Origin of the sequence: Streptomyces sp. NBC_01283, assembly GCF_041435335.1 — a bacterium.
Lineage (GTDB): Bacteria > Actinomycetota > Actinomycetes > Streptomycetales > Streptomycetaceae > Streptomyces.
The window spans coordinates 6,107,371-6,126,615 of record NZ_CP108430.1; the positions used below are offsets into that span (position 1 = coordinate 6,107,371).

The 19,245-nt window shown below is 69.9% G+C and carries 13 protein-coding genes; 8 read left to right on the forward strand and 5 right to left on the reverse strand.

The genetic code is table 11. The annotated features are described in order from the left end of the window. Positions 1–359: 359 nt before the first annotated feature. Entirely contained in the window at positions 360–626 is a 267-nt protein-coding gene (rpsT, locus tag OG302_RS27620; protein ID WP_135334171.1) for a 30S ribosomal protein S20, read from the reverse strand. Positions 627–876: 250 nt separating this feature from the next. On the opposite strand from rpsT, the gene lepA reads away from it, so the two are divergent. Continuing rightward, on the forward strand, positions 877–2,748 hold the full coding sequence (gene lepA / locus OG302_RS27625) for a translation elongation factor 4 (protein ID WP_371529229.1): 1,872 nt from the start codon (positions 877–879) through the stop codon (positions 2,746–2,748). A gap of 241 nt (positions 2,749–2,989) precedes the next feature. Further along, positions 2,990–4,879: a long-chain fatty acid--CoA ligase gene (locus OG302_RS27630; protein WP_371529230.1), complete on the forward strand. Its 1,890-nt coding sequence runs from the start codon at positions 2,990–2,992 to the stop codon at positions 4,877–4,879. A 60-nt stretch (positions 4,880–4,939) separates the two neighbouring features. Here the strand turns inward: OG302_RS27630 and OG302_RS27635 are convergent, their stop codons facing one another. Both OG302_RS27635 and OG302_RS27640 read right to left on the reverse strand, forming a co-directional pair. Then, complete coding sequence (locus tag OG302_RS27635; protein ID WP_371529231.1) at positions 4,940–5,527, reverse strand: two-component system response regulator; 588 nt, start codon at positions 5,525–5,527, stop codon at positions 4,940–4,942. 12 nt (positions 5,528–5,539) lie between these two features. Next, positions 5,540–9,637: a HAMP domain-containing protein gene (locus OG302_RS27640; protein WP_371529232.1), complete on the reverse strand. Its 4,098-nt coding sequence runs from the start codon at positions 9,635–9,637 to the stop codon at positions 5,540–5,542. A 270-nt stretch (positions 9,638–9,907) separates the two neighbouring features. On the opposite strand from OG302_RS27640, the gene OG302_RS27645 reads away from it, so the two are divergent. Next, on the forward strand, positions 9,908–11,830 hold the full coding sequence (locus tag OG302_RS27645; RefSeq protein WP_371529233.1) for a SpoIIE family protein phosphatase: 1,923 nt from the start codon (positions 9,908–9,910) through the stop codon (positions 11,828–11,830). Positions 11,831–11,890: 60 nt separating this feature from the next. Further along, positions 11,891–13,123, forward strand: a complete 1,233-nt coding sequence (hemW, locus tag OG302_RS27650) for a radical SAM family heme chaperone HemW (RefSeq protein WP_371529234.1) — start codon at positions 11,891–11,893, stop codon at positions 13,121–13,123. Between the two features lie 135 nt (positions 13,124–13,258). Here the strand turns inward: hemW and OG302_RS27655 are convergent, their stop codons facing one another. Then, on the reverse strand, positions 13,259–14,080 hold the full coding sequence (locus tag OG302_RS27655; protein ID WP_371529235.1) for a DUF3097 domain-containing protein: 822 nt from the start codon (positions 14,078–14,080) through the stop codon (positions 13,259–13,261). Between the two features lie 35 nt (positions 14,081–14,115). Next, the gene (locus OG302_RS27660; protein WP_371529236.1) at positions 14,116–14,859 is read right to left on the reverse strand and encodes an MBL fold metallo-hydrolase; all 744 of its coding nucleotides are present in this window, start codon (positions 14,857–14,859) and stop codon (positions 14,116–14,118) included. Between the two features lie 202 nt (positions 14,860–15,061). Here OG302_RS27660 and hrcA point away from each other — a divergent pair, with 202 nt between their 5' ends. The 4 genes from hrcA to OG302_RS27680 all read left to right on the forward strand — a co-directional run bounded on the left by hrcA (position 15,062) and on the right by OG302_RS27680 (position 19,235). After that, positions 15,062–16,078 carry a heat-inducible transcriptional repressor HrcA gene (gene hrcA, locus OG302_RS27665; RefSeq protein WP_351160429.1) on the forward strand — a complete coding sequence of 339 codons (1,017 nt, stop codon included), beginning with the start codon at positions 15,062–15,064 and terminating at the stop codon, positions 16,076–16,078. Further along, positions 16,079–17,215, forward strand: coding sequence for a molecular chaperone DnaJ (gene dnaJ, locus OG302_RS27670; RefSeq protein WP_361828118.1), 1,137 nt, complete (start codon positions 16,079–16,081; stop codon positions 17,213–17,215). Between the two features lie 170 nt (positions 17,216–17,385). Beyond that, positions 17,386–18,483 carry a nitronate monooxygenase gene (locus OG302_RS27675; RefSeq protein WP_371529237.1) on the forward strand — a complete coding sequence of 366 codons (1,098 nt, stop codon included), beginning with the start codon at positions 17,386–17,388 and terminating at the stop codon, positions 18,481–18,483. Next, positions 18,480–19,235 carry a 16S rRNA (uracil(1498)-N(3))-methyltransferase gene (locus OG302_RS27680; protein WP_371529238.1) on the forward strand — a complete coding sequence of 252 codons (756 nt, stop codon included), beginning with the start codon at positions 18,480–18,482 and terminating at the stop codon, positions 19,233–19,235. Before OG302_RS27675 ends, OG302_RS27680 begins: the two co-directional genes overlap by 4 nt. Positions 19,236–19,245: the final 10 nt, after the last annotated feature.

The following is a 19,245-nucleotide window of genomic DNA, read 5'->3' on the forward strand; positions in this document are numbered from 1 at the left end:
AAGTCGAACAAGATCGAATGCTAGCACCATGCGACGACATGTCAGTTTCCCGAGGGGGTTTCCGGGGCTCTCTGTCGCCTTCATCACAAGTGATAGTGCGACGGGGTGGAAGCAGGCCGAATTCCCCGTTACCGGAATGCAAAATTCCACGAATGCCACGCGAAAAGCCCCGCCTCGCCGTCCTGGGGAAGGACGGGAGACGGGGCTTCCGGTCAAGCTGGGTGGATCCACACCCGCGTGGCGAACGCAGGTCGCGTGCGGATCCGGGGTGCCGGTCAGGAGCGGAAGAGAGGGCCCGCTGAGTCCTTCCCGGCGTTCAAATCAAGTGAGCGGCCGCGGGACGGCGCTCGGTCAGGGGTTCAGCCCTGGAGGGTCGCAACCTTCGAAGCAAGCGCCGACTTCTTGTTGGCGGCCTGGTTCTTGTGGATGACACCCTTGGAGACGGCCTTGTCGAGCTGACGCGAAGCCTCACGCGTCGCCTCGACGGCCTTCTGGGTGTCGCCTGCGGCAACGGCCTCGCGGGCCTTGCGGATCGCGGTCTTCAGGGAAGACTTGACCGCCTTGTTGCGCTGACGCGCCTTCTCGTTGGTCTTGATCCGCTTGATCTGGGACTTGATGTTCGCCACGAAAGAGCCTTTTCAGGTTCAGGTACTGCAGAGGTACTGCAGATGAGTTTCTTTGACACGTGCCTCGGCGCCGAGAGGGCAAGGAGACACAGCGGCCCAGATTACCAGCCGCACCCCGGGCGGCCCAATCCGGGCCCGGTCCCCGGCCCTGAGCGGCCCACACCGGGCCCAGTGCCTCACCCGTGGGACCATGGAACCTACGTATAGATCCGACCCGAGGCGACAGGCGCCTCAAGAGACAGGACCCTGCGTGCCCGCGATCCCTAAAAACGTGCCCGAGCCGAGCCGTACCGACCCGGCTCTGATCCGCAATTTCTGCATCATCGCGCACATCGACCACGGCAAGTCCACGCTCGCCGACCGGATGCTCCAGCTGACCGGTGTGGTCGACCAGCGACAGATGCGTGCTCAGTACCTCGACCGCATGGACATCGAGCGCGAGCGCGGCATCACGATCAAGTCCCAGGCGGTGCGTCTGCCCTGGGCCCCCACCGAGGGCCCCGACCAGAGCAAGACCCACGTCCTCAACATGATCGACACCCCGGGGCACGTGGACTTCACGTACGAGGTGTCGCGCTCGCTGGCGGCCTGTGAGGGCACGGTCCTCCTCGTCGACGCCGCGCAGGGCATCGAGGCTCAGACTCTCGCCAACCTCTACCTGGCGATGGAGAACGACCTCAAGATCGTTCCGGTCCTCAACAAGATCGACCTGCCGGCCGCCCAGCCGGAGAAGTTCTCCGAGGAGCTCGCCAACCTCATCGGCTGCGACCCGGACGACGTGCTGAAGGTCTCCGCGAAGACCGGCATGGGCGTCGAGGCGCTGCTCGACAAGGTCGTCGCCGAGGTCCCGCCGCCGGTCGGCGTCGCCGACGCGCCCGCGCGAGCGATGATCTTCGACTCGGTGTACGACTCCTACCGAGGCGTCGTGACGTACGTCCGAGTCGTCGACGGCCAGCTCAACAAGCGTGAGCGGATCCGGATGATGTCCACCGGCGCCACCCACGAGCTCCTTGAGATCGGCGTCTCATCCCCCGAGATGACCCCGGCCGACGGCATCGGCGTCGGCGAGGTGGGCTACATCATCACCGGCGTGAAGGACGTCCGTCAGTCCAAGGTCGGTGACACGATCACCTCCCTGAACAAGGGCGCGACCGAGGCCCTGGGCGGCTACAAGGACCCGAAGCCGATGGTCTTCTCGGGTCTCTATCCGCTGGACGGCTCGGAGTACCCCGACCTGCGCGAGGCCCTCGACAAGCTGCAGCTCAACGACGCCGCGCTGGTGTACGAGCCGGAGACCTCGGCCGCCCTCGGCTTCGGCTTCCGCGTCGGCTTCCTGGGCCTGCTGCACCTCGACGTGATCCGTGAGCGCCTGGAGCGCGAGTTCGGTCTCGACCTGATCGCCACCGCTCCGAACGTGGTCTACCGCGTGAACATGGAGGACGGCACCGAGCACACGGTCACCAACCCGAGCGAGTTCCCCGAGGGCAAGATCGACAAGGTCTTCGAGCCCGTCGTACGCGCCACGGTCCTCGCCCCGAGCGAGTTCATCGGCTCGATCATGGAGCTGTGCCAGACCCGGCGCGGCACCCTGCTCGGCATGGACTACCTCTCCGAGGACCGCGTGGAGATCCGCTACACGCTGCCGCTCGCCGAGATCGTCTTCGACTTCTTCGATCAGCTGAAGTCCAAGACGCGCGGTTACGCGTCCCTGGACTACGAGCCCACGGGTGAGCAGGCCGCCCAGCTCGTCAAGGTCGACATCCTGCTGCACGGCGACAAGGTCGACGCCTTCTCCGCCGTCACCCACAAGGACGCCGCGTACGCGTACGGCGTGCGCCTGGTGGCCAAGCTGCGCGAGCTCATCCCGCGCCAGGCCTTCGAGGTGCCCATCCAGGCGGCGATCGGCTCCCGGGTCATCTCCCGCGAGACCATCCGCGCGATCCGCAAGGACGTCCTCGCCAAGTGCTACGGCGGTGACATCTCCCGTAAGCGCAAGCTGCTCGAGAAGCAGAAGGAGGGCAAGAAGCGCATGAAGATGGTCGGCTCCGTCGAGGTGCCGCAGGAAGCCTTCATCGCGGTGCTCTCCAGCGACGACAGCGGTGCGGGCAAGGCCAAGAAGTAGCCCACACCCCGGCCGCCGTCCCGTCCTGCACGGGTGTCACGCGGACATCACAGGGGCATCCCAGCGGGTCCGTCGCGCTCTTGCGCGGCGGACCCGTTCTTGTATGAAGTGACAGGCAGAAGCCCCTTACGTGGCGGGCTTCAGCGCTCTACTCTGATCACTGCTCGTAGGTTACTCGCAAGTTAAACAAGACCAGCAGCCGCCAGCCAGTCGCCGCATTGTCGCGGGTCCGGAGGATGTCGTGAGCGACACACAGACCTTGATCGAGAACCGTCCGCCGTCCGTGGCCCATCTCTTCCTGGAGCGCGTGGCGGCCACGCCCGACGCGGAGGCCTACCGCTATCCGGTGCCGGCCGCATCGGGCGAGGGGCCGGACGACTGGAAGTCGCTGAGCTGGGGGCAGGCCGCCGAGCGGGTCTACGCCATCGCGGCGGGCCTGATCGAGCTCGGCCTCGCCCCCGAGGACCGGGTGGCTCTCGCCTCGTCCACGCGCGTCGAATGGATCCTCGCCGACCTCGGCATCCTCTGCGCGGGCGCGGCCACGACCACGGTGTACCCGCAGACCAACGCCGAGGAGTCCACCTACATCCTGGCCGACTCCGACAGCCGGGTCCTGATCGCCGAGAACGCCGAGCAGCTCGCCAAGGCGCGCGAGAAGCGGGCCGAGCTGCCCGAGCTGCGGCACGTCGTGGTCATCGACGCCGAGGGTGCCGGGCCCGCGGAGGGCGACCCCGAGGGCTGGGTGCTCACCCTCGCCGACCTGGAGGCGCGCGGCGCCGCCCATCTGGAGAAGAACCCGGAGGCGGTCAAGGAGCGCATCTCGGCGATCACCAAGGACCAGCTCGCCACGATCATCTACACCTCCGGCACCACCGGTAGGCCCAAGGGCGTGCGCCTGCCGCAGGACAACTGGTCGTACATGGCCAAGGCCATCGCGTCGACCGGTCTGCTCGGCCCGGACGACGTGCAGTACCTGTGGTTGCCGCTCGCGCACGTCTTCGGCAAGGTGCTGACCTCCGGGCAGATCGAGCTCGGGCACGTCACCGCAGTCGACGGCCGCGTCGACAAGATCATCGAGAACCTGCCGGTGGTGCAGCCGACGTACATGGCCGCCGTGCCGCGCATCTTCGAGAAGGTCTACAACGGGGTCGCGGCCAAGGCACGGGCCGGCGGCGGCGCCAAGTACAAGATCTTCCTGTGGGCCGCCGACGTCTCCCGCGAGTACGCGAAGGTCAGCCAGGACAACTTCCGCAGGACCGGCACCGCCTCGGTGCCCTTCGGGCTCGGCGCCAAGCACAAGGTCGCCGACGCGCTCGTCTACTCCAAGCTGCGGGAGGCCTTCGGCGGCCGGCTGCGCGCCGCCGTCTCCGGCTCGGCCGCGCTCGCGCCCGAGATCGGCTACTTCTTCGCCGGCGCGGGCATCCACATCCTGGAGGGCTACGGCCTCACCGAGTCCTCCGCGGCCTCCTTCGTCAACCCCGGCGAGGCCTACCGCACCGGCACCGTCGGCAAGCCGCTGCCCGGCACCGAGGTCCGGATCGCGGACGACGGCGAGATCCTGCTGCGCGGCCCCGGCATCATGGAGGGCTACCACGGGCTCGCCGAGAAGACGGCCGAGGTCCTGGAGTCCGACGGATGGTTCCACACCGGGGACATCGGCGAGCTCTCCGCGGACGGCTATCTGCGGATCACCGACCGCAAGAAGGACCTGATCAAGACCTCGGGCGGCAAGTACATCGCGCCCGCCGAGGTCGAGGGCCAGTTCAAGGCCGTCTGCCCGTACGTCTCCAACATCCTGGTGCACGGCGCCGACCGGAACTTCTGCACCGCTCTGATCGCGCTCGACGAGCCGTCCATCATGGCCTGGGCCAAGGACAACGGCCTGGACGGCAAGAGCTACGCCGACGTGGTCGCCGCCCCGGCGACGGTCGCACTCGTCGAGGGCTATGTGAAGGAGCTGAACGAAGGCCTCCAGCGCTGGCAGACCGTCAAGAAGTTCAAGCTGCTGCCCCGCGACCTGGACATCGAGCACGGTGAACTGACGCCCAGCCTGAAGCTGAAGCGCCCCGTCGTCGAGCGCGAGTACCAGCACCTGATCGACGAGATGTACGCGGGATCGCGCGAGGCCTGAGCCCGGACTCCCGCGCGCGGGCGGGGCGCTGCCTGACCCAGTGGTCCTCGGACTGGTTCCTCAGACACCACCCCGCCCGCGCCGCATCTCTCTCACCAGCTCCTCCATGTGCGTCACGTGGTGGCGCAGTTCGAGCACGTCCTTGAAGCTGCTGGCCGCCATGTGCGTCTCGATGGCCGAGAGGCGGGCCGCCAGCTCGTCGAACTGCTGCTGCTCGCGCGCCAGGATCTTCTCCAACTGCTGGTTCTTGCGGTGCAGTTCGAGGAAGACGGTGACCTTGGCCCGCAGTACCCAGGGGTCGAACGGCTTGGTCATGTAGTCCGCGGCACCCGTCGCATAGCCCCGGAAGGCGTAGCCCGCGTCGTTGTCGGTGCCCGTCAGGAAGATGATGGGCACGTCCTTGGTCTGGTCGAGCCGTTTGATGTTCGACGCGGTCTCGAAGCCGTCCATCCCCGGCATGCGGACGTCCAGGAGGATCACGGCGAAACGTTGGCGCAGTAGGGCCTTCATGGCCTCCTCGCCCGAACGGGCGCGCACCAGTGGTTCGTTGAGGGATCCCAGGACGGCTTCGAGTGCCATCAGGTTGTCCTCCATGTCATCGACAAGAAGGATGCTCGCGCGGTTGTCGGTCATGACCTCTGTGCTCATGGTGACAGTGCCTCACTCGGTCGTCGGCGGAACGGCGGCCTCCCCGAGAGTGCCTGCCGGTTCCGGTGCGACGGTCGTATCTGCTGTGGTGGACGTCTCCGGCTCTGGGGCGTCTGCGGCCTCGGGGGCCAAGAGGGCGCAGGCGACGGTGAGCAGCTGGTCCACGTCCACGGGTTTGGGTACGTAGTCGTTGGCGCCCTGTTCGATGGCCTTCTCGCGGTCGCCGGGCATTGCCTTGGCGGTCAGCGCGATGATGGGAAGACCGGCCCAGCGCGGGGTGCGGCGGATGGCGGCGATGGTTTCGTAGCCGTCCATCTCCGGCATCATGATGTCCATCAGGATGAGGTCGGTGTCGGGGTTGCGCTCCAGGGTCTCGATGCCTTCGCGGCCGTTCTCCGCGTAGAGGACAGGCATGCCGACGCGGCTCAGTACGTGGGTGAGCGCGAAGACGTTGCGGATGTCGTCGTCCACGATCAGGACGCGGCGCCCACGCAATATGCGGCCCGCCGCTCCCTCCCGGTATTCCTCCAGCTTGGTCGGTGTCGGCCAGCTGTCGTTCTGTTCGTGGAAGGTGTGCGGGGACATGGTGACCCCCTCTTCGTGCGGCTCGGGCGTCGTGAGCGACCTGGTCGCCGCGTACGCCACTGCCGCGGGGCCGTGGCCGGGGTGCACCACGGGGACGTAGAGCGTGAAGGTGGAGCCCTGGCCCGGGTTGCTCTCCGCGGTGATGCGGCCGCCGAGGAGCCCGGCGATCTCGCGGCTGATGGAGAGGCCGAGGCCGGTGCCGCCGTACTTGCGGTTGGTGGTGCCGTCGGCCTGCTGGAACGCCTCGAAGATGGCCGGCAGCTGATCGGGCGGGATGCCGATGCCGGTGTCCGTGACGGCGAAACAGAGCCGGTCGCCGCCGTCGTGGAGCCGTCGGTCGCCGGTGTTCTTGACGCGGCTCACGCGCAGCTCGACCCGGCCGCTCGCGGTGAACTTGACCGCGTTCGACAGGAGGTTGCGCAGGATCTGCTGGAGCCGCTGCTCGTCCGAGAACATCTCGCGCGGCACGTCCTCGCCGACCGAGACCTCGAAGGCGAGCCCGCGGTCCAGGGTGAGCGGGCGGAACGTCGCGTGGACGTAGTCGAGGACCTTGATGAGGGGGAGCTTCTTGGGGCGGACGTCCATCCGGCCCGCCTCGATCTTCGACAGGTCGAGGATGTCGTTGATGAGCTGGAGCAGGTCGGATCCCGAGCGGTGGATCGTCGTCGCGAACTGCACCTCCTGGTCGGAGAGATGGCTGTCGGGGTTGTCCGAGAGCAGCCTCGCCAGGATGAGCAGGGAGTTCAGCGGGGTGCGCAGCTCGTGCGACATGTTCGCGAGGAACTCCGACTTGTACTGCGAGGAGGTGGCGAGCAGCGCCGCCTTCTCCTCCAGTTCGGCGTTCGAACGCTGCAACTCCGCCTGCTGGAGCTGGAGTTCGTCCGAGCGGTCCTGGAGCTGCGTGGCGAGCCGCTGGGACTCGCTGAGCAGTGACTCCGTACGGGAGTTGGCGATGATCGTGTTGATCGCGACGCCGATGGTGCTGACGAACTGGTCGAAGAACGCGAGGTGCACGTCCGAGAAGCGGGAGAACGTGGCCAGCTCGATGACGCCTAGCAGCTTGTCCTCGAAGAGGATGGGGATGATGACGAGGCTGGCCGGTGCGGCGTCCCCGAGCCCCGAAGTGATCTTGATGTAGTCGGGCGGCACCTCGTCCACGAGGATCCGCTTCTTCTCCAGGGCCGCCTGGCGCACCAGGCCGTGCGCGGGCATCGCACCCGTGTCGACGACCGATCCCTGCGCGGAGCCGTACCCGGCGATGAAGGCGAGCCCCTTGACCGGGGGCGTCTGCAGCGTCGTGGCGTCCCCGGCCTCGGGGTCGGCCAGGAAGAAGGCGCCGTACTGGGCGTTCACCAGCGGGGTCAGCTCGCGCAGGATCAGGTCGGCGACCTCCATCAGGTCACGGTGCCCCTGCATCAGACCCGCGAGACGGGCGAGGTTCGACTCCAGCCAGTCCTTGGCGCGGGTGGTCTCACGGAGGTTGGAGACCATGACGTTGATGTTGTTCTTGAGCTCGGAGACCTCGCCGCGGGTCTCGACCGTGATGGAACGGGTCATGTCGCCCTGGGCCACGGCCGAGGCGACCTCGGCGATCGCGCGGACCTGGGTGGTGAGGTTCAGGGCGAGCTCGTTCACGTTCGTCGTCAGGCGCTTCCACGTGCCGTAGACGCCCTCGACCCGTGCCTGGCCGCCCAGTTGGCCCTCGGAGCCGACCTCGCGGGCCACGCGGGTGACCTCCGAGGAGAACGAGGACAGCGTGTCCACCATGGTGTTGATGGTGGTCTTCAGCTCCAGGATCTCGCCGCGCGCGTCCACGTCGATCTTCTTGGAGAGGTCGCCCTGGGCCACCGCCGTCGCGACCTGCGCGATGTTGCGGACCTGGCCCGTGAGGTTGTCCGCCATGTAGTTGACGTTGTCGGTGAGGTCCTTCCAGACGCCGGAGACACCGAGCACCTGGGCCCGCCCGCCGAGCCGGCCGTCCGTGCCGACCTCACGGGCCACCCGGGTCACCTCGTCCGCGAAGGCCCGCAGCTGCTCCACCATCGTGTTGACGGTGTCCTTCAGCTCCAGGATCTCGCCGCGCGCCGTCACCGTGATCATCTTGGACAGGTCGCCGTTGGCGACGGCCGTGGTGACCTGGGCGATGTTCCGCACCTGGGAGGTGAGGTTCAGCGCCATGAAGTTGACGTTGTCGGTGAGGTCCTTCCAGACGCCGGACACGCCGCGCACCTGGGCCTGCCCGCCGAGGTTGCCCTCCGTGCCGACCTCGCGGGCGACACGGGTGACCTCGTCGGCGAACGCGGAGAGCTGGTCCACCATCGTGTTGATGGTCGACTTCAGTTCGAGGATCTCGCCCTTCGCCTCGACCGTGATCTTCTTGCCCAGGTCGCCCTGGGCGACGGCCGTCGACACGAGGGCGATGTTCCGCACCTGGGAGGTGAGGTTGTCCGCCATGAAGTTGACGTTGTCGGTGAGGTCCTTCCAGACCCCGGACACGCCGCGCACCTGAGCGCGACCGCCCAGATTTCCCTCCGTGCCGACCTCGCGGGCGACACGCGTGACTTCATCGGCGAACGCGGAGAGCTGGTCCACCATCGTGTTCACCGTCGACTTCAGCTCCAGGATCTCGCCCCGGGCGTCGACGGTGATCTTCTGGCTCAGGTCGCCGTTGGCGACGGCCGTGGTGACCTGGGCGATGTTCCGCACCTGAGAGGTGAGGTTCGACGCCATGAAGTTGACGTTGTCGGTGAGGTCCTTCCAGACCCCCGACACACCACGGGCCTGCGCCCGGCCGCCCAACTGGCCCTCCGTGCCGACCTCACGGGCGACACGCGTCACCTCGGCCGCGAACGCGGACAGCTGATCGACCATCGTGTTGACGGTCAGCTTCAGTTCGAGCAGCTCGCCCGTCGCCTCGACCGTGACGGTCCGGGTCAGGTCACCCTGCGCCACCGCCGTCGTCACCAGCGCGATGTCGCGCACCTGGGCGGTGAGGCGGGAGGCCATCGTGTTGACGGCCTCCGTCACGTCACGCCAGCTGCCCGACAGACCGCGCACCTTGGCGCGCCCGCCGAGCCGCCCCTCCGTGCCCACCTCACGGGCGACCCGGGTGACCTCGCCCGTGAAGAGCGACAGCTGGTCGACCATCGTATTCACCGCACGGCCCAGACGCCGCAGGTCTCCCCGCAGCTCGCGGGAGCCGTCGTGCAGGTCCACCCGCTGGGTGAGGTCGCCGCCCGCGACCGCGTTCAGTACGCGTGTCGCGTTGGCCGCCGGGGCGACCAGCGAGTCGAGCAGGGAGTTGGCGTCCGTCACGCGCGTGGCCCAGCTGCCCTGTCCCGGGCTCGCGGTGAACCGCTCGTCGAGATGGCCGTGCCGGATGATCTCCCGGCGTACGCGCGTGAGTTCACTGTCGAAGTGCAGCGAACGGTCCAGCATCTCGTTGAACACCGCGTGCAGCTCGGCGACCAGGCCGTGGCCACTCACCGTCACCTTGGTGAAGTCACCGTCACGCGCCGCCCGCATGGCGGACAGCAGGATACGCAGATCGGAGGTCGCTTCCGGGGCGTTCTCCGCGATGTTTTCTGATGCCGCGTCCGGATCGTTCCCGGTGCACGACTGTGGTGTCGAAGCTGGTTTCGGTGCCGGAATCCGACCGTAACCGAGCGCGGGCATAGCACTGTTCTCACTCATAGCGGCCCACTTCAGTAACTCGGTGCTTATGGGCGTGGCCAGTCTGTCACTCTGTCCGTGTCGCCTGAGGCGTATTCGACCGAACTGCTCAGGAGCCGAAACGTGGGGTCCATTCCGATGCAACGGGAGACCACTTTCCGTGCGTCCGCCCAGCCGGGGTACCAGCCCGGCCCGCCGGCGGTGGTGTGCACGTCGCTGCCCGGAAACCCGTTGGCGCCCGCCGCCGCACGCAGGTTCGTGCGCGCCGCGCTCGCCGACTGGGTCGAGCTCGCCGTGCCCGCGGCCGCGGGTGTCACCGACCGCCTGGCGGACGATGCAGTGCTGCTGGTCAGCGAACTGGTCACGAACGCCGTCGTGCACGCGGGCACCACGGTCGAGCTGCTGTGCCGGCTCGACGAGGCGGGCCTGGGGGAGAGCACCGACACCCTGGTCATCGAGGTCTCCGACCACCACCCGGCCCGCGCGGTCCGCAGCGAGCCCACGCCCCAGCCGCCCGGCACGCCCGAGTACGGCCGCGGCCTCCAGCTCGTCGCGACCCTCTCCGACTCCTGGGGCATCACCTACCGCACCGGCACCAAGGCCGTCTGGGCCCGCCTCCCGGTCGGCGGCGTGCAGGCCGGACAGGGGATCGAGTCGTACGCGAGTGAACAGGCGATGCAGCGAGGGCTGCGCACCGCCGAGATCCTCGCCCCGCTGCCGCGACGGATCACGCACGACACGGAGTGGGTCAACCGCGGCGCGCTCACCTTCCTCGCCGAGGCGTCCGACCTGCTCGCCGGGCAGTTCGACGAGGACCTGGTGGCCGCACTCGCCGGGCAGCTGCTCGTGCCGCGGCTCGCGGACTGGTGCGCGGTATGGCTCGACGACGAGTCGGAGGCCGCGCCGCGCGGCGCCATGAGCGGGGGCGCGGGCTCCCGGCTCGCCCGCGTCTGGCACACCAGCGAGCAGCGCATAGAGGAACTGCGGCGCAGCCTGGAGAAGGACCCGCCCCTGCTGCCCGAAGCGGCCGGCTGCGGCGCCGTCCCCGTGACGTGGCCCGGCGAGGCCCTGGCGGACGAGGGGGGCGGCACGGCCCTGGCGTACCGTCTCACGGCGGGCGGTCGTGCGCTGGGCACGCTCATCATCGGGCGGGCCGGGGTGATGCGCTTCGCCGACGAGGTCACCGGCCTCATCGAGGACTTCAGCCGCCGCGTCGCCCTGGCCATCAGCGCGGCGCGGCGCTATCAGCGACAGGCCACCATCAGCCAGGTCCTGCAGCGCGGACTCCTTCCGAGCTCCGTCGCGGACATCCCCGGCGTGCGGAGCGGCGTCGTGTACGAGCCGCGGGACAAGGGCGGGCCCGGCGGCGACTTCTACGACGTGTTCCAGGCGGGCAAGGGACGCTGGTGCTTCGCGCTCGGCGACGTCCAGGGCAAGGGCGTCGAGGCGGCCGTCGTGATCGGCCTCGCCCGGCCGTGGCTGCGTCTGCTCGCCCGCGAGGGGTACGAGGTCGCGGAGGTGCTCGACCGCCTCAACCAGCTCCTCCTCGACGACGCGACGGAGGCGGCGGACGCGGCGGCGGCGGTGGTCGCGGTGGCGGGCGGCCAGAGCGTGCCGCCGGACGGTGCCACCTCCCGCTTCCTCTCCCTGCTCTACGGCGAGCTGGTCCCCATGGACGACGGCGGCGTCCGCTGCACGGTGGCCAGCGCGGGGCACCCGCTGCCGCTGCTGCTCTCCCCGGACGGCACGGTCCTGGTGGCGGCCTCGCCCCAGCTGCTGCTCGGGGTCGTCGACGACGCGACGTATACGAGCGAGAGCTTCGACCTGCGCACGGGAGACACGCTGCTCTGCGTCACCGACGGGGTGACCGAGCGCCGCACCGGGCAGCTGATGTTCGACGACGGCGACGGTCTCGCGAAGGCCCTCGCGAGCTGCGCGGGCCTCGACGCGTCGCTGATCGCGGAACGGATCAAGAGGATGGTGCACGAATTCTCGGAGCGGCCGCCGGACGACGACATGGCGGTCCTGGTCCTGCAGGCGCAGTAGGCGGGCGGGCCGCCCGGTGCGCGGCGCCGGGTTCCTCCGCGGTGCGGGACAATCGAAGGTATGCCTTCCGCACTGCCCGATGGTGAGCCCATGCCCGAGGACGGGTCCCTGCCCGCGTCCGCCCTCGCGGGTGCGGGGACACGGCCCCTCGGCTTCTACCTCCACGTCCCGTACTGCGCCACGCGCTGCGGCTACTGCGACTTCAACACGTACACCGCGACCGAGCTGCGCGGCTCCGGCGGCGTGCTCGCCTCGCGCGACAACTACGCGGACACCCTGATCGACGAGGTGCGGCTCGCGCGCAAGACCCTGGGGGACGACCCGCGCCCGGTGCAGACGGTCTTCGTCGGCGGCGGTACGCCCACGCTCCTCGCGGCGGCCGATCTCGTCCGCATGCTGGGAGCGGTCCGGGAGGAGTTCGGTCTCGCGGACGACGCGGAGATCACCACCGAGGCGAACCCGGAGTCCGTCGATCCGGCCTATCTGAGCGAACTGCGGGCCGGTGGCTTCAACCGGGTCTCCTTCGGGATGCAGAGCGCGAAGCAGCACGTACTGAAGGTGCTGGACCGTACGCACACCCCCGGTCGGCCCGAGGCATGCGTGGCCGAGGCGCGGGCGGCGGGCTTCGACCACGTCAACCTCGACCTCATCTACGGCACGCCGGGCGAGACGGACGACGACTGGCGGGCCACGCTCGACGCGGCGATCGGCGCCGGGCCCGACCACGTCAGCGCCTACGCCCTGATCGTCGAGGAGGGCACGCAGCTCGCGCACAGGATCCGGCGCGGCGAGGTGCCGATGACGGACGACGACGTGCACGCCGACCGGTATCTGATCGCCGACGAGGTGCTCGGGGGCGCGGGGTTCTCCTGGTACGAGGTGTCGAACTGGGCCACGTCCGATGCCGGGCGGTGCCTGCACAACGAGTTGTACTGGCGCGGGGCCGACTGGTGGGGGGCCGGGCCGGGCGCCCACAGCCACGTGGGGGGCGTGCGGTGGTGGAACGTCAAGCATCCGGGTGCCTACGCGGGCGCCCTCGCGGCCGGTCGGTCGCCCGGGGCCGGGCGGGAGATCCTCGCCGCGGAGGACCGGCGGGTGGAACGGATCCTGCTGGAGCTGCGGCTCCTTGAGGGGTGCCCGTTGTCCCTGCTCCACCCCGCGGGCCTCGCGGCTTCCCGCCGGGCGCTCGCCGATGGGCTTCTTGAGGCGGGGCCCTACGAGGAGGGGCGTGCCGTGCTGACCCTGCGGGGGCGGTTGCTGGCGGATGCGGTGGTGCGGGACCTGGTGGACTGAGGTTCGGGCGGTCCCTGCGGGGCTTTCCCCAATCCCGCTCCTTCCCGAAATTCCGGCTTCGCCGGCTCGGGGGCACCGTCATCACCGGCTCCGCCGAGTTCGTCCTCAAACGCCGGACGGGCTGAATTCCCGGCGCTAGTCCGCGGTGACGAAGTCGATCAGTTCCTCCACGCGGCCCAGAAGCGCCGGTTCAAGATCCCGGTAGCTGCGCACCGAGCCCAGGATCCGCTGCCATGCGGCGCCCGTGTTCAGGGGCCAGCCAAGGGCCTCGCAGACGCCCGTCTTCCAGTCCTGGCCGCGGGGGACGCGCGGCCACGCCGCGATCCCCACCGAGGACGGCTTCACCGCCTCCCACACGTCGATGTAGGGGTGCCCCACCACCAGCGCCGACGAAGAACTCACCCGCGCCGCGATCCTCGACTCCTTCGAGCCGGGCACCAGGTGGTCCACCAGGACGCCGAGTCGCGCGTCGGGGCCGGGGGAGAACTCCTCGACGATCGCCGGGAGGTCGTCGATGCCCTCCAGGTACTCGACGACGACGCCCTCGATCCGCAGGTCGTCGCCCCACACCCGCTCGACGAGCTCCGCGTCGTGGCGGCCCTCCACGTAGATCCGCCCCGCGCGGGCGACCCGGGCCCGCGCACCCGGCACGGCCACCGAGCCGGAAGCGGTGCGCGAAGGACGTACCGGTGAAGAGGAGGAAGCGGAAGGGCGGACCAGCGTCACCGTACGGCCCTCCAGGGCGAAGGCACCCGGAGTCATCGGGAAGACGCGGTGCTTGCCGAAGCGGTCCTCCAGGGTCACCGTCGGACCCTCCGCCGTCTTCTCGCAGCGGATCACCGCCCCGCAGAAGCCGGTGCTCAGCTCCTCCACCACGAGGTCCGCCTCCGCGGCGACCTCCGGCACGGGCTTCGGCTTCTTCCAGGGCGGGGTCAGGTCCGCAGAGTACTGGCGCATTTTCCCGACGATAGGAAGAAGTAGGGGGAGGCTCGCTACGACACGCCGAAGCGGGCCGCCAGTGTGGCCCGTTGCGCACGGACAAATGCCGCATCGACCACCGCACCGTGCCCCGGCACGTACAGCGCGTCCTCCCCGCCCAGGTCGAGCAGCCGGTCGAGCGCCGCAGGCCACCGCTTCGGGACCGCGTCGTCACCGGCCTGCGGTTCACCCGACTCCTCGACCAGATCGCCGCAGAAGACGATCTCCGGGGAGTCCGCCGTGCCGGGGACCAGGACCGCCAGGTCGTGGCCCGTGTGTCCCGGGCCGACGTTCGCGAGCAGCACCTGCACCCCGCCGCCCAGGTCGAGCGTCCACTCCCCGCACACCGTGTGGTGCGGGTGGACGAGCAGGTCGGCGGCCTCCGCCGCCGCGTCCGGCGCGACCCCGTGCCGCACGGCGGAATCGCGCAGCTCGTCGCGGCCCTTAGCGAGCAGCGTGTCGAGGCCCACCGCGCCGTACACCTCCACGCCCGCGAACGCCGCGGCGCCGAGCACATGGTCGAAGTGCGGGTGCGTCAGGGCGAGATGGGTGACCCGGCGGCCCCCGCCGAGGATGCCGCGCGCCTGGGTGCGCAGCTCCGCCCCCTCGCGCAGGGTCGCCCCCGCCTCGATCATCAGCGCCGATTCACCGCCGACGACAAGCCCGGCCGTACAGTCCCAGACCGGGAGGCGCCGCCGTCCCACATGCGGCGCGAGCCGCTCCCACCCTGCCTCGTCCCAAGCCGGCGTCACGTTCATAAGGCGACGCTAGCGCCGCGCGGGCGGCTCGGCAGCAGTGCGCTCACCCGCCGGACCGAGACAGGGGGTCCGGCCCTTGCCGGGCCCGTACCTCGCGGCCGTACACTGGGCGCGGTGCAAGGCTGGCACTCACCCGCGGGGAGTGCCAGGCAGACCACGGGGCAGACAGGTTGCAGGGCGAAAAGGTGGAGGTGTTGCGCGGATGCTCAGTGAACGCAGGCTCGAGGTGCTGCGCGCCATCGTCCATGACTACGTCGGCACCGAGGAGCCCGTCGGCTCCAAGGCGCTCACCGAGCGGCACAGTCTCGGTGTGTCCCCCGCCACGGTCCGCAACGACATGGCGGCGCTGGAGGAGGAAGGGTTCATCGCCCAGCCTCACACGAGTGCCGGGCGCATCCCGACCGACAAGGGGTACCGCCTCTTCGTCGACCGGCTCGCGGGCGTCAAGCCGATGGCGGCGCCGGAGCGCAGGGCCATCCAGAACTTCCTCGACGGCGCCGTCGACCTCGACGACGTCGTGGCGCGCACGGTGCGGCTGCTCGCGCAGCTGACCCGGCAGGTCGCGGTCGTGCAGTACCCGTCGCTCACGCGGTCGACGGTGCGGCACGTGGAGCTGCTCTCACTGGCTCCGGCCCGTCTGATGCTCGTCCTGATCACGGACACGGGCCGGGTCGAGCAGCGCATGATCGACTGTCCTGCCCCGTTCGGGGAGACCTCGCTCGCGGATCTGCGGGCGCGGCTCAACAGCAGGGTCGCGGGCCGCCGCTTCGCGGACGTGCCGCAGCTCGTGCAGGACATGACGGAGTCCTTCGACGCGGAGGACCGTGGCACCGTGGCGACGGTGCTCTCCACACTCCTCGAAACCTTGGTCGAGGAGACCGAGGAGCGGCTGATGATCGGCGGAACGGCCAATCTCACCCGCTTCGGACATGACTTTCCCCTCACCATCAGGCCCGTCCTGGAGGCTCTTGAGGAGCAGGTCGTCCTGCTCAAGTTGCTTGGCGAGGCCACGGATTCGGGCATGACCGTACGGATCGGTCACGAGAACGCCCATGAGGGACTCAGCTCTACGTCCGTGGTCTCCGTCGGCTACGGTTCGGGCAGCGAGGCAGTAGCCAAACTCGGCGTGGTCGGCCCGACCCGCATGGACTATCCGGGAACGATGGGAGCAGTACGCGCAGTGGCACGTTACGTCGGACAGATCCTGGCGGAGTCGTAAGTGGCCACGGACTACTACGCCGTACTAGGCGTGCGCCGCGACGCTTCCCAGGACGAAATCAAGAAGGCCTTCCGGAGGCTTGCGCGAGAGCTTCACCCGGACGTGAATCCGGATCCGAAGACTCAGGAGCGCTTCAAGGAGATCAACGCCGCGTACGAGGTGTTGTCGGACCCGCAGAAGAAGCAGGTCTACGACCTCGGCGGCGACCCGCTGTCCCAGGCGGGCGGCGGCGGTGCGGGCGGTTTCGGGGCCGGTGGCTTCGGCAACTTCTCGGACATCATGGACGCGTTCTTCGGGACGGCGTCGCAGCGTGGCCCCCGGTCGCGCACGCGCCGTGGCCAGGACGCCATGATCCGGCTCGAGATCGACCTGGACGAGGCGGCCTTCGGGACCACCAAGGACATACAGGTCGACACGGCGGTCGTATGTACGACCTGCAGCGGTGAAGGTGCCGCGCCGGGTACGTCCGCTCAAACGTGTGACATGTGCCGCGGTCGCGGTGAGGTGTCGCAGGTCACGCGGTCGTTCCTCGGCCAGGTCATGACGTCGCGGCCGTGCCCGCAGTGTCAGGGCTTCGGCACGGTCGTGCCCACCCCCTGCCCCGAGTGCGCCGGCGACGGCCGCATCCGGTCGCGGCGGACGCTCACCGTGAAGATCCCCGCCGGTGTCGACAACGGCACGCGGATCCAGCTCGCGGGCGAGGGCGAGGTCGGCCCCGGTGGCGGCCCCGCAGGCGACCTGTACGTGGAGATCCACGAGCTGCCGCACGCCGTGTTCCAGCGGCGCGGGGACGACTTGCACTGCACGGTCACCATCCCCATGACGGCCGCGGCTCTGGGCACCAAGGTGCCCCTGGAGACGCTGGACGGCCTGGAGGAGGTCGACATCCGGCCGGGCACGCAGTCAGGACAGTCGGTGCCGCTGCACGGCAGGGGCATCACGCACCTGCGGGGCGGCGGTCGCGGTGACCTCATCGTGCACGTCGAGGTCCTCACGCCGAGCAAGCTGGACGCGGAGCAGGAGCGGGTCCTTCGGGAGCTGGCGGTGCTGCGGGGCGAGGAGCGGCCCACCGGGCAGTTCCAGCCGGGGCAGCAGGGTCTGTTCTCGCGCCTGAAGGACGCGTTCAACGGTCGCTGAGATTCCGGTGCTCCGGTGCCGGAGGGTTTGCCCTCCGGCACCGGAGCATTGTCGATTTCTGCGGGGTATCGGGTGGGTGGGCGGGAAAGTCTGTAGCCCGCGGCAGGCGCCCGCGGGCCCGCCGTGAGGCGCGATTCGGCCCCCCGGCCAGGTCATGGCACGATGCGTTCATGTCCTCCGCACTGACCGATCTCTGCCGCCTTCCGATCGTGCAGGCCCCCATGGCGGGCGGCGCTTCGTGCCCTCAGCTCGCCGCGGCCGTCTGCGAGGCCGGGGGGCTCGGATTCCTCGCCGCCGGGTACAAAACGGCCGACGGGATGTACCAGGAGATCAAACAGCTGCGGGGGCTCACGAGCCGGCCGTTCGGCGTGAACCTCTTCATGCCGCAGCCCGAGTACGCCGATGCCGCCGCCGTCGACGTCTACCGCAACCAGCTCGCCGGTGAGGCCGCCTGGTACGAGACGCAGCTCGGCGACCCGGACAGCGGCCGCGACGACGGCTACGACGCCAAGCTCGCGATCCTCGTCGAGGACCCGGTGCCGCTGGTGTCGTTCACCTTCGGCTGCCCCACCCGTGACGTCTTCGACGCCTTCGCGCGGGTCGGCACGATCACCGTCGCCACCGTCACCTCGCCCGAAGAGGCGCAGACCGCCCAGTGGTCGGGCGCCGACGCCGTGTGCGTGCAGGGCATCGAGGCGGGCGGCCACCAGGGCACGCACCGCGACAACCCCGAGACGGACGGCGCCGGGCTCGGCCTCCTCTCGCTCATCGCGCAGGTGCGCGACACCGTGCAGATCCCGGTCGTCGCGGCCGGTGGCCTGATGCGCGGCTCGCAGATCGCCGCGGTGCTCGCGGCCGGCGCGGACGCCGCGCAGCTCGGCACGGCCTTCCTGGTCTGCCCCGAGTCGGGCGCCAACGCCCTGCACAAGCAGGCCATGACCAATCCGCTGTTCACCCGCACCGAACTGACCCGGGCCTTCTCGGGACGCCCCGCGCGGGGCCTGGTCAACCGCTTCATGCGCGAGCACGGGCCGTACGCCCCCGCCGCCTACCCCCAGATCCACCACCTCACCAGCGGCCTGCGCAAGGCCGCCGCCAAGGCCGGTGACGCGCAGGGCATGGCGCTGTGGGCGGGCCAGGGCCACCGCATGGCGCGGGAGCTGCCCGCCGGGCAGCTCGTGGAGGTCCTCGCGGCCGAACTGGCCGAGGCGAAGGACGCGTTGGCAGCCGGAGGGCAGCAGGGGACCCAGCCCGGGAGCCAGGCGTGACCGCGCCCGTCTTCGTCGTCGAGACCTTCGGGACCTTCGAGAACACTGCCGCGGACGGCGGACGCTTCGTGCTCGACGGTCCCGAAGGGCGACACGCCGTCTCCGTGAAGCGGCTGCACGCCGGTGAGGACGTCGTCCTGACCGACGGGGCCGGACGCTGGGCCGACTGCGTGGTCCTGGACACCGAGGGCAAGGACCGGCTGATCCTGCGGATGGACTCCGTACAGGAGGAGGCGCCGCAGGAGCCCCGGATCACCGTCGTACAGGCGCTGCCCAAGGGCGACCGCGGTGAACTCGCCGTCGAGACCATGACGGAGACCGGCGTCGACGCGATCGTGCCCTGGTCCGCGTCGCGCTGCATCACCCAGTGGAAGGGCGAGCGCGGGCTCAAGGCGCTCGGCAAGTGGCGTGCCACGGCGCGCGAGGCGGGCAAGCAGTCACGCCGGGTGCGCTTCCCCGAGGTCGCGGACGCCCTGTCCACCAAGCAGGTGGCGGCGCTCCTGGGCACCGCCGACCTCGCCGCGGTCCTGCACGAGGAAGGCAGCGAACCGCTGGCCACGGCGGACCTTCCGGCTGCCGGGCACATCGTCCTGGTGGTCGGCCCCGAGGGCGGCGTCTCCCCGGACGAGCTCGCGGCCTTCGCGGACGCGGGCGCGAAGCCGTACCGCCTGGGGCGTAGCGTGTTGCGTACGTCGACCGCGGGGACGGCGGCGGCCGCACTGCTCCTGGGGCGTACGGGCCGCTGGTCCTGAACCCCCGCCC

Coding starts and splice junctions, on each gene's coding strand:
- OG302_RS27635 (WP_371529231.1), bottom strand. CDS start 5,527: ATGAGCACAGAGGTCATGACCGACAACCGCGCGAGCATCCTTCTTGTC.
- OG302_RS27640 (WP_371529232.1), bottom strand. CDS start 9,637: ATGCGGGCGGCGCGTGACGGTGACTTCACCAAGGTGACGGTGAGTGGC.
- hemW (WP_371529234.1), top strand. CDS start 11,891: ATGCCTTCCGCACTGCCCGATGGTGAGCCCATGCCCGAGGACGGGTCC.
- OG302_RS27655 (WP_371529235.1), bottom strand. CDS start 14,080: ATGCGCCAGTACTCTGCGGACCTGACCCCGCCCTGGAAGAAGCCGAAG.
- OG302_RS27660 (WP_371529236.1), bottom strand. CDS start 14,859: ATGAACGTGACGCCGGCTTGGGACGAGGCAGGGTGGGAGCGGCTCGCG.
- hrcA (WP_351160429.1), top strand. CDS start 15,062: ATGCTCAGTGAACGCAGGCTCGAGGTGCTGCGCGCCATCGTCCATGAC.
- OG302_RS27675 (WP_371529237.1), top strand. CDS start 17,386: ATGTCCTCCGCACTGACCGATCTCTGCCGCCTTCCGATCGTGCAGGCC.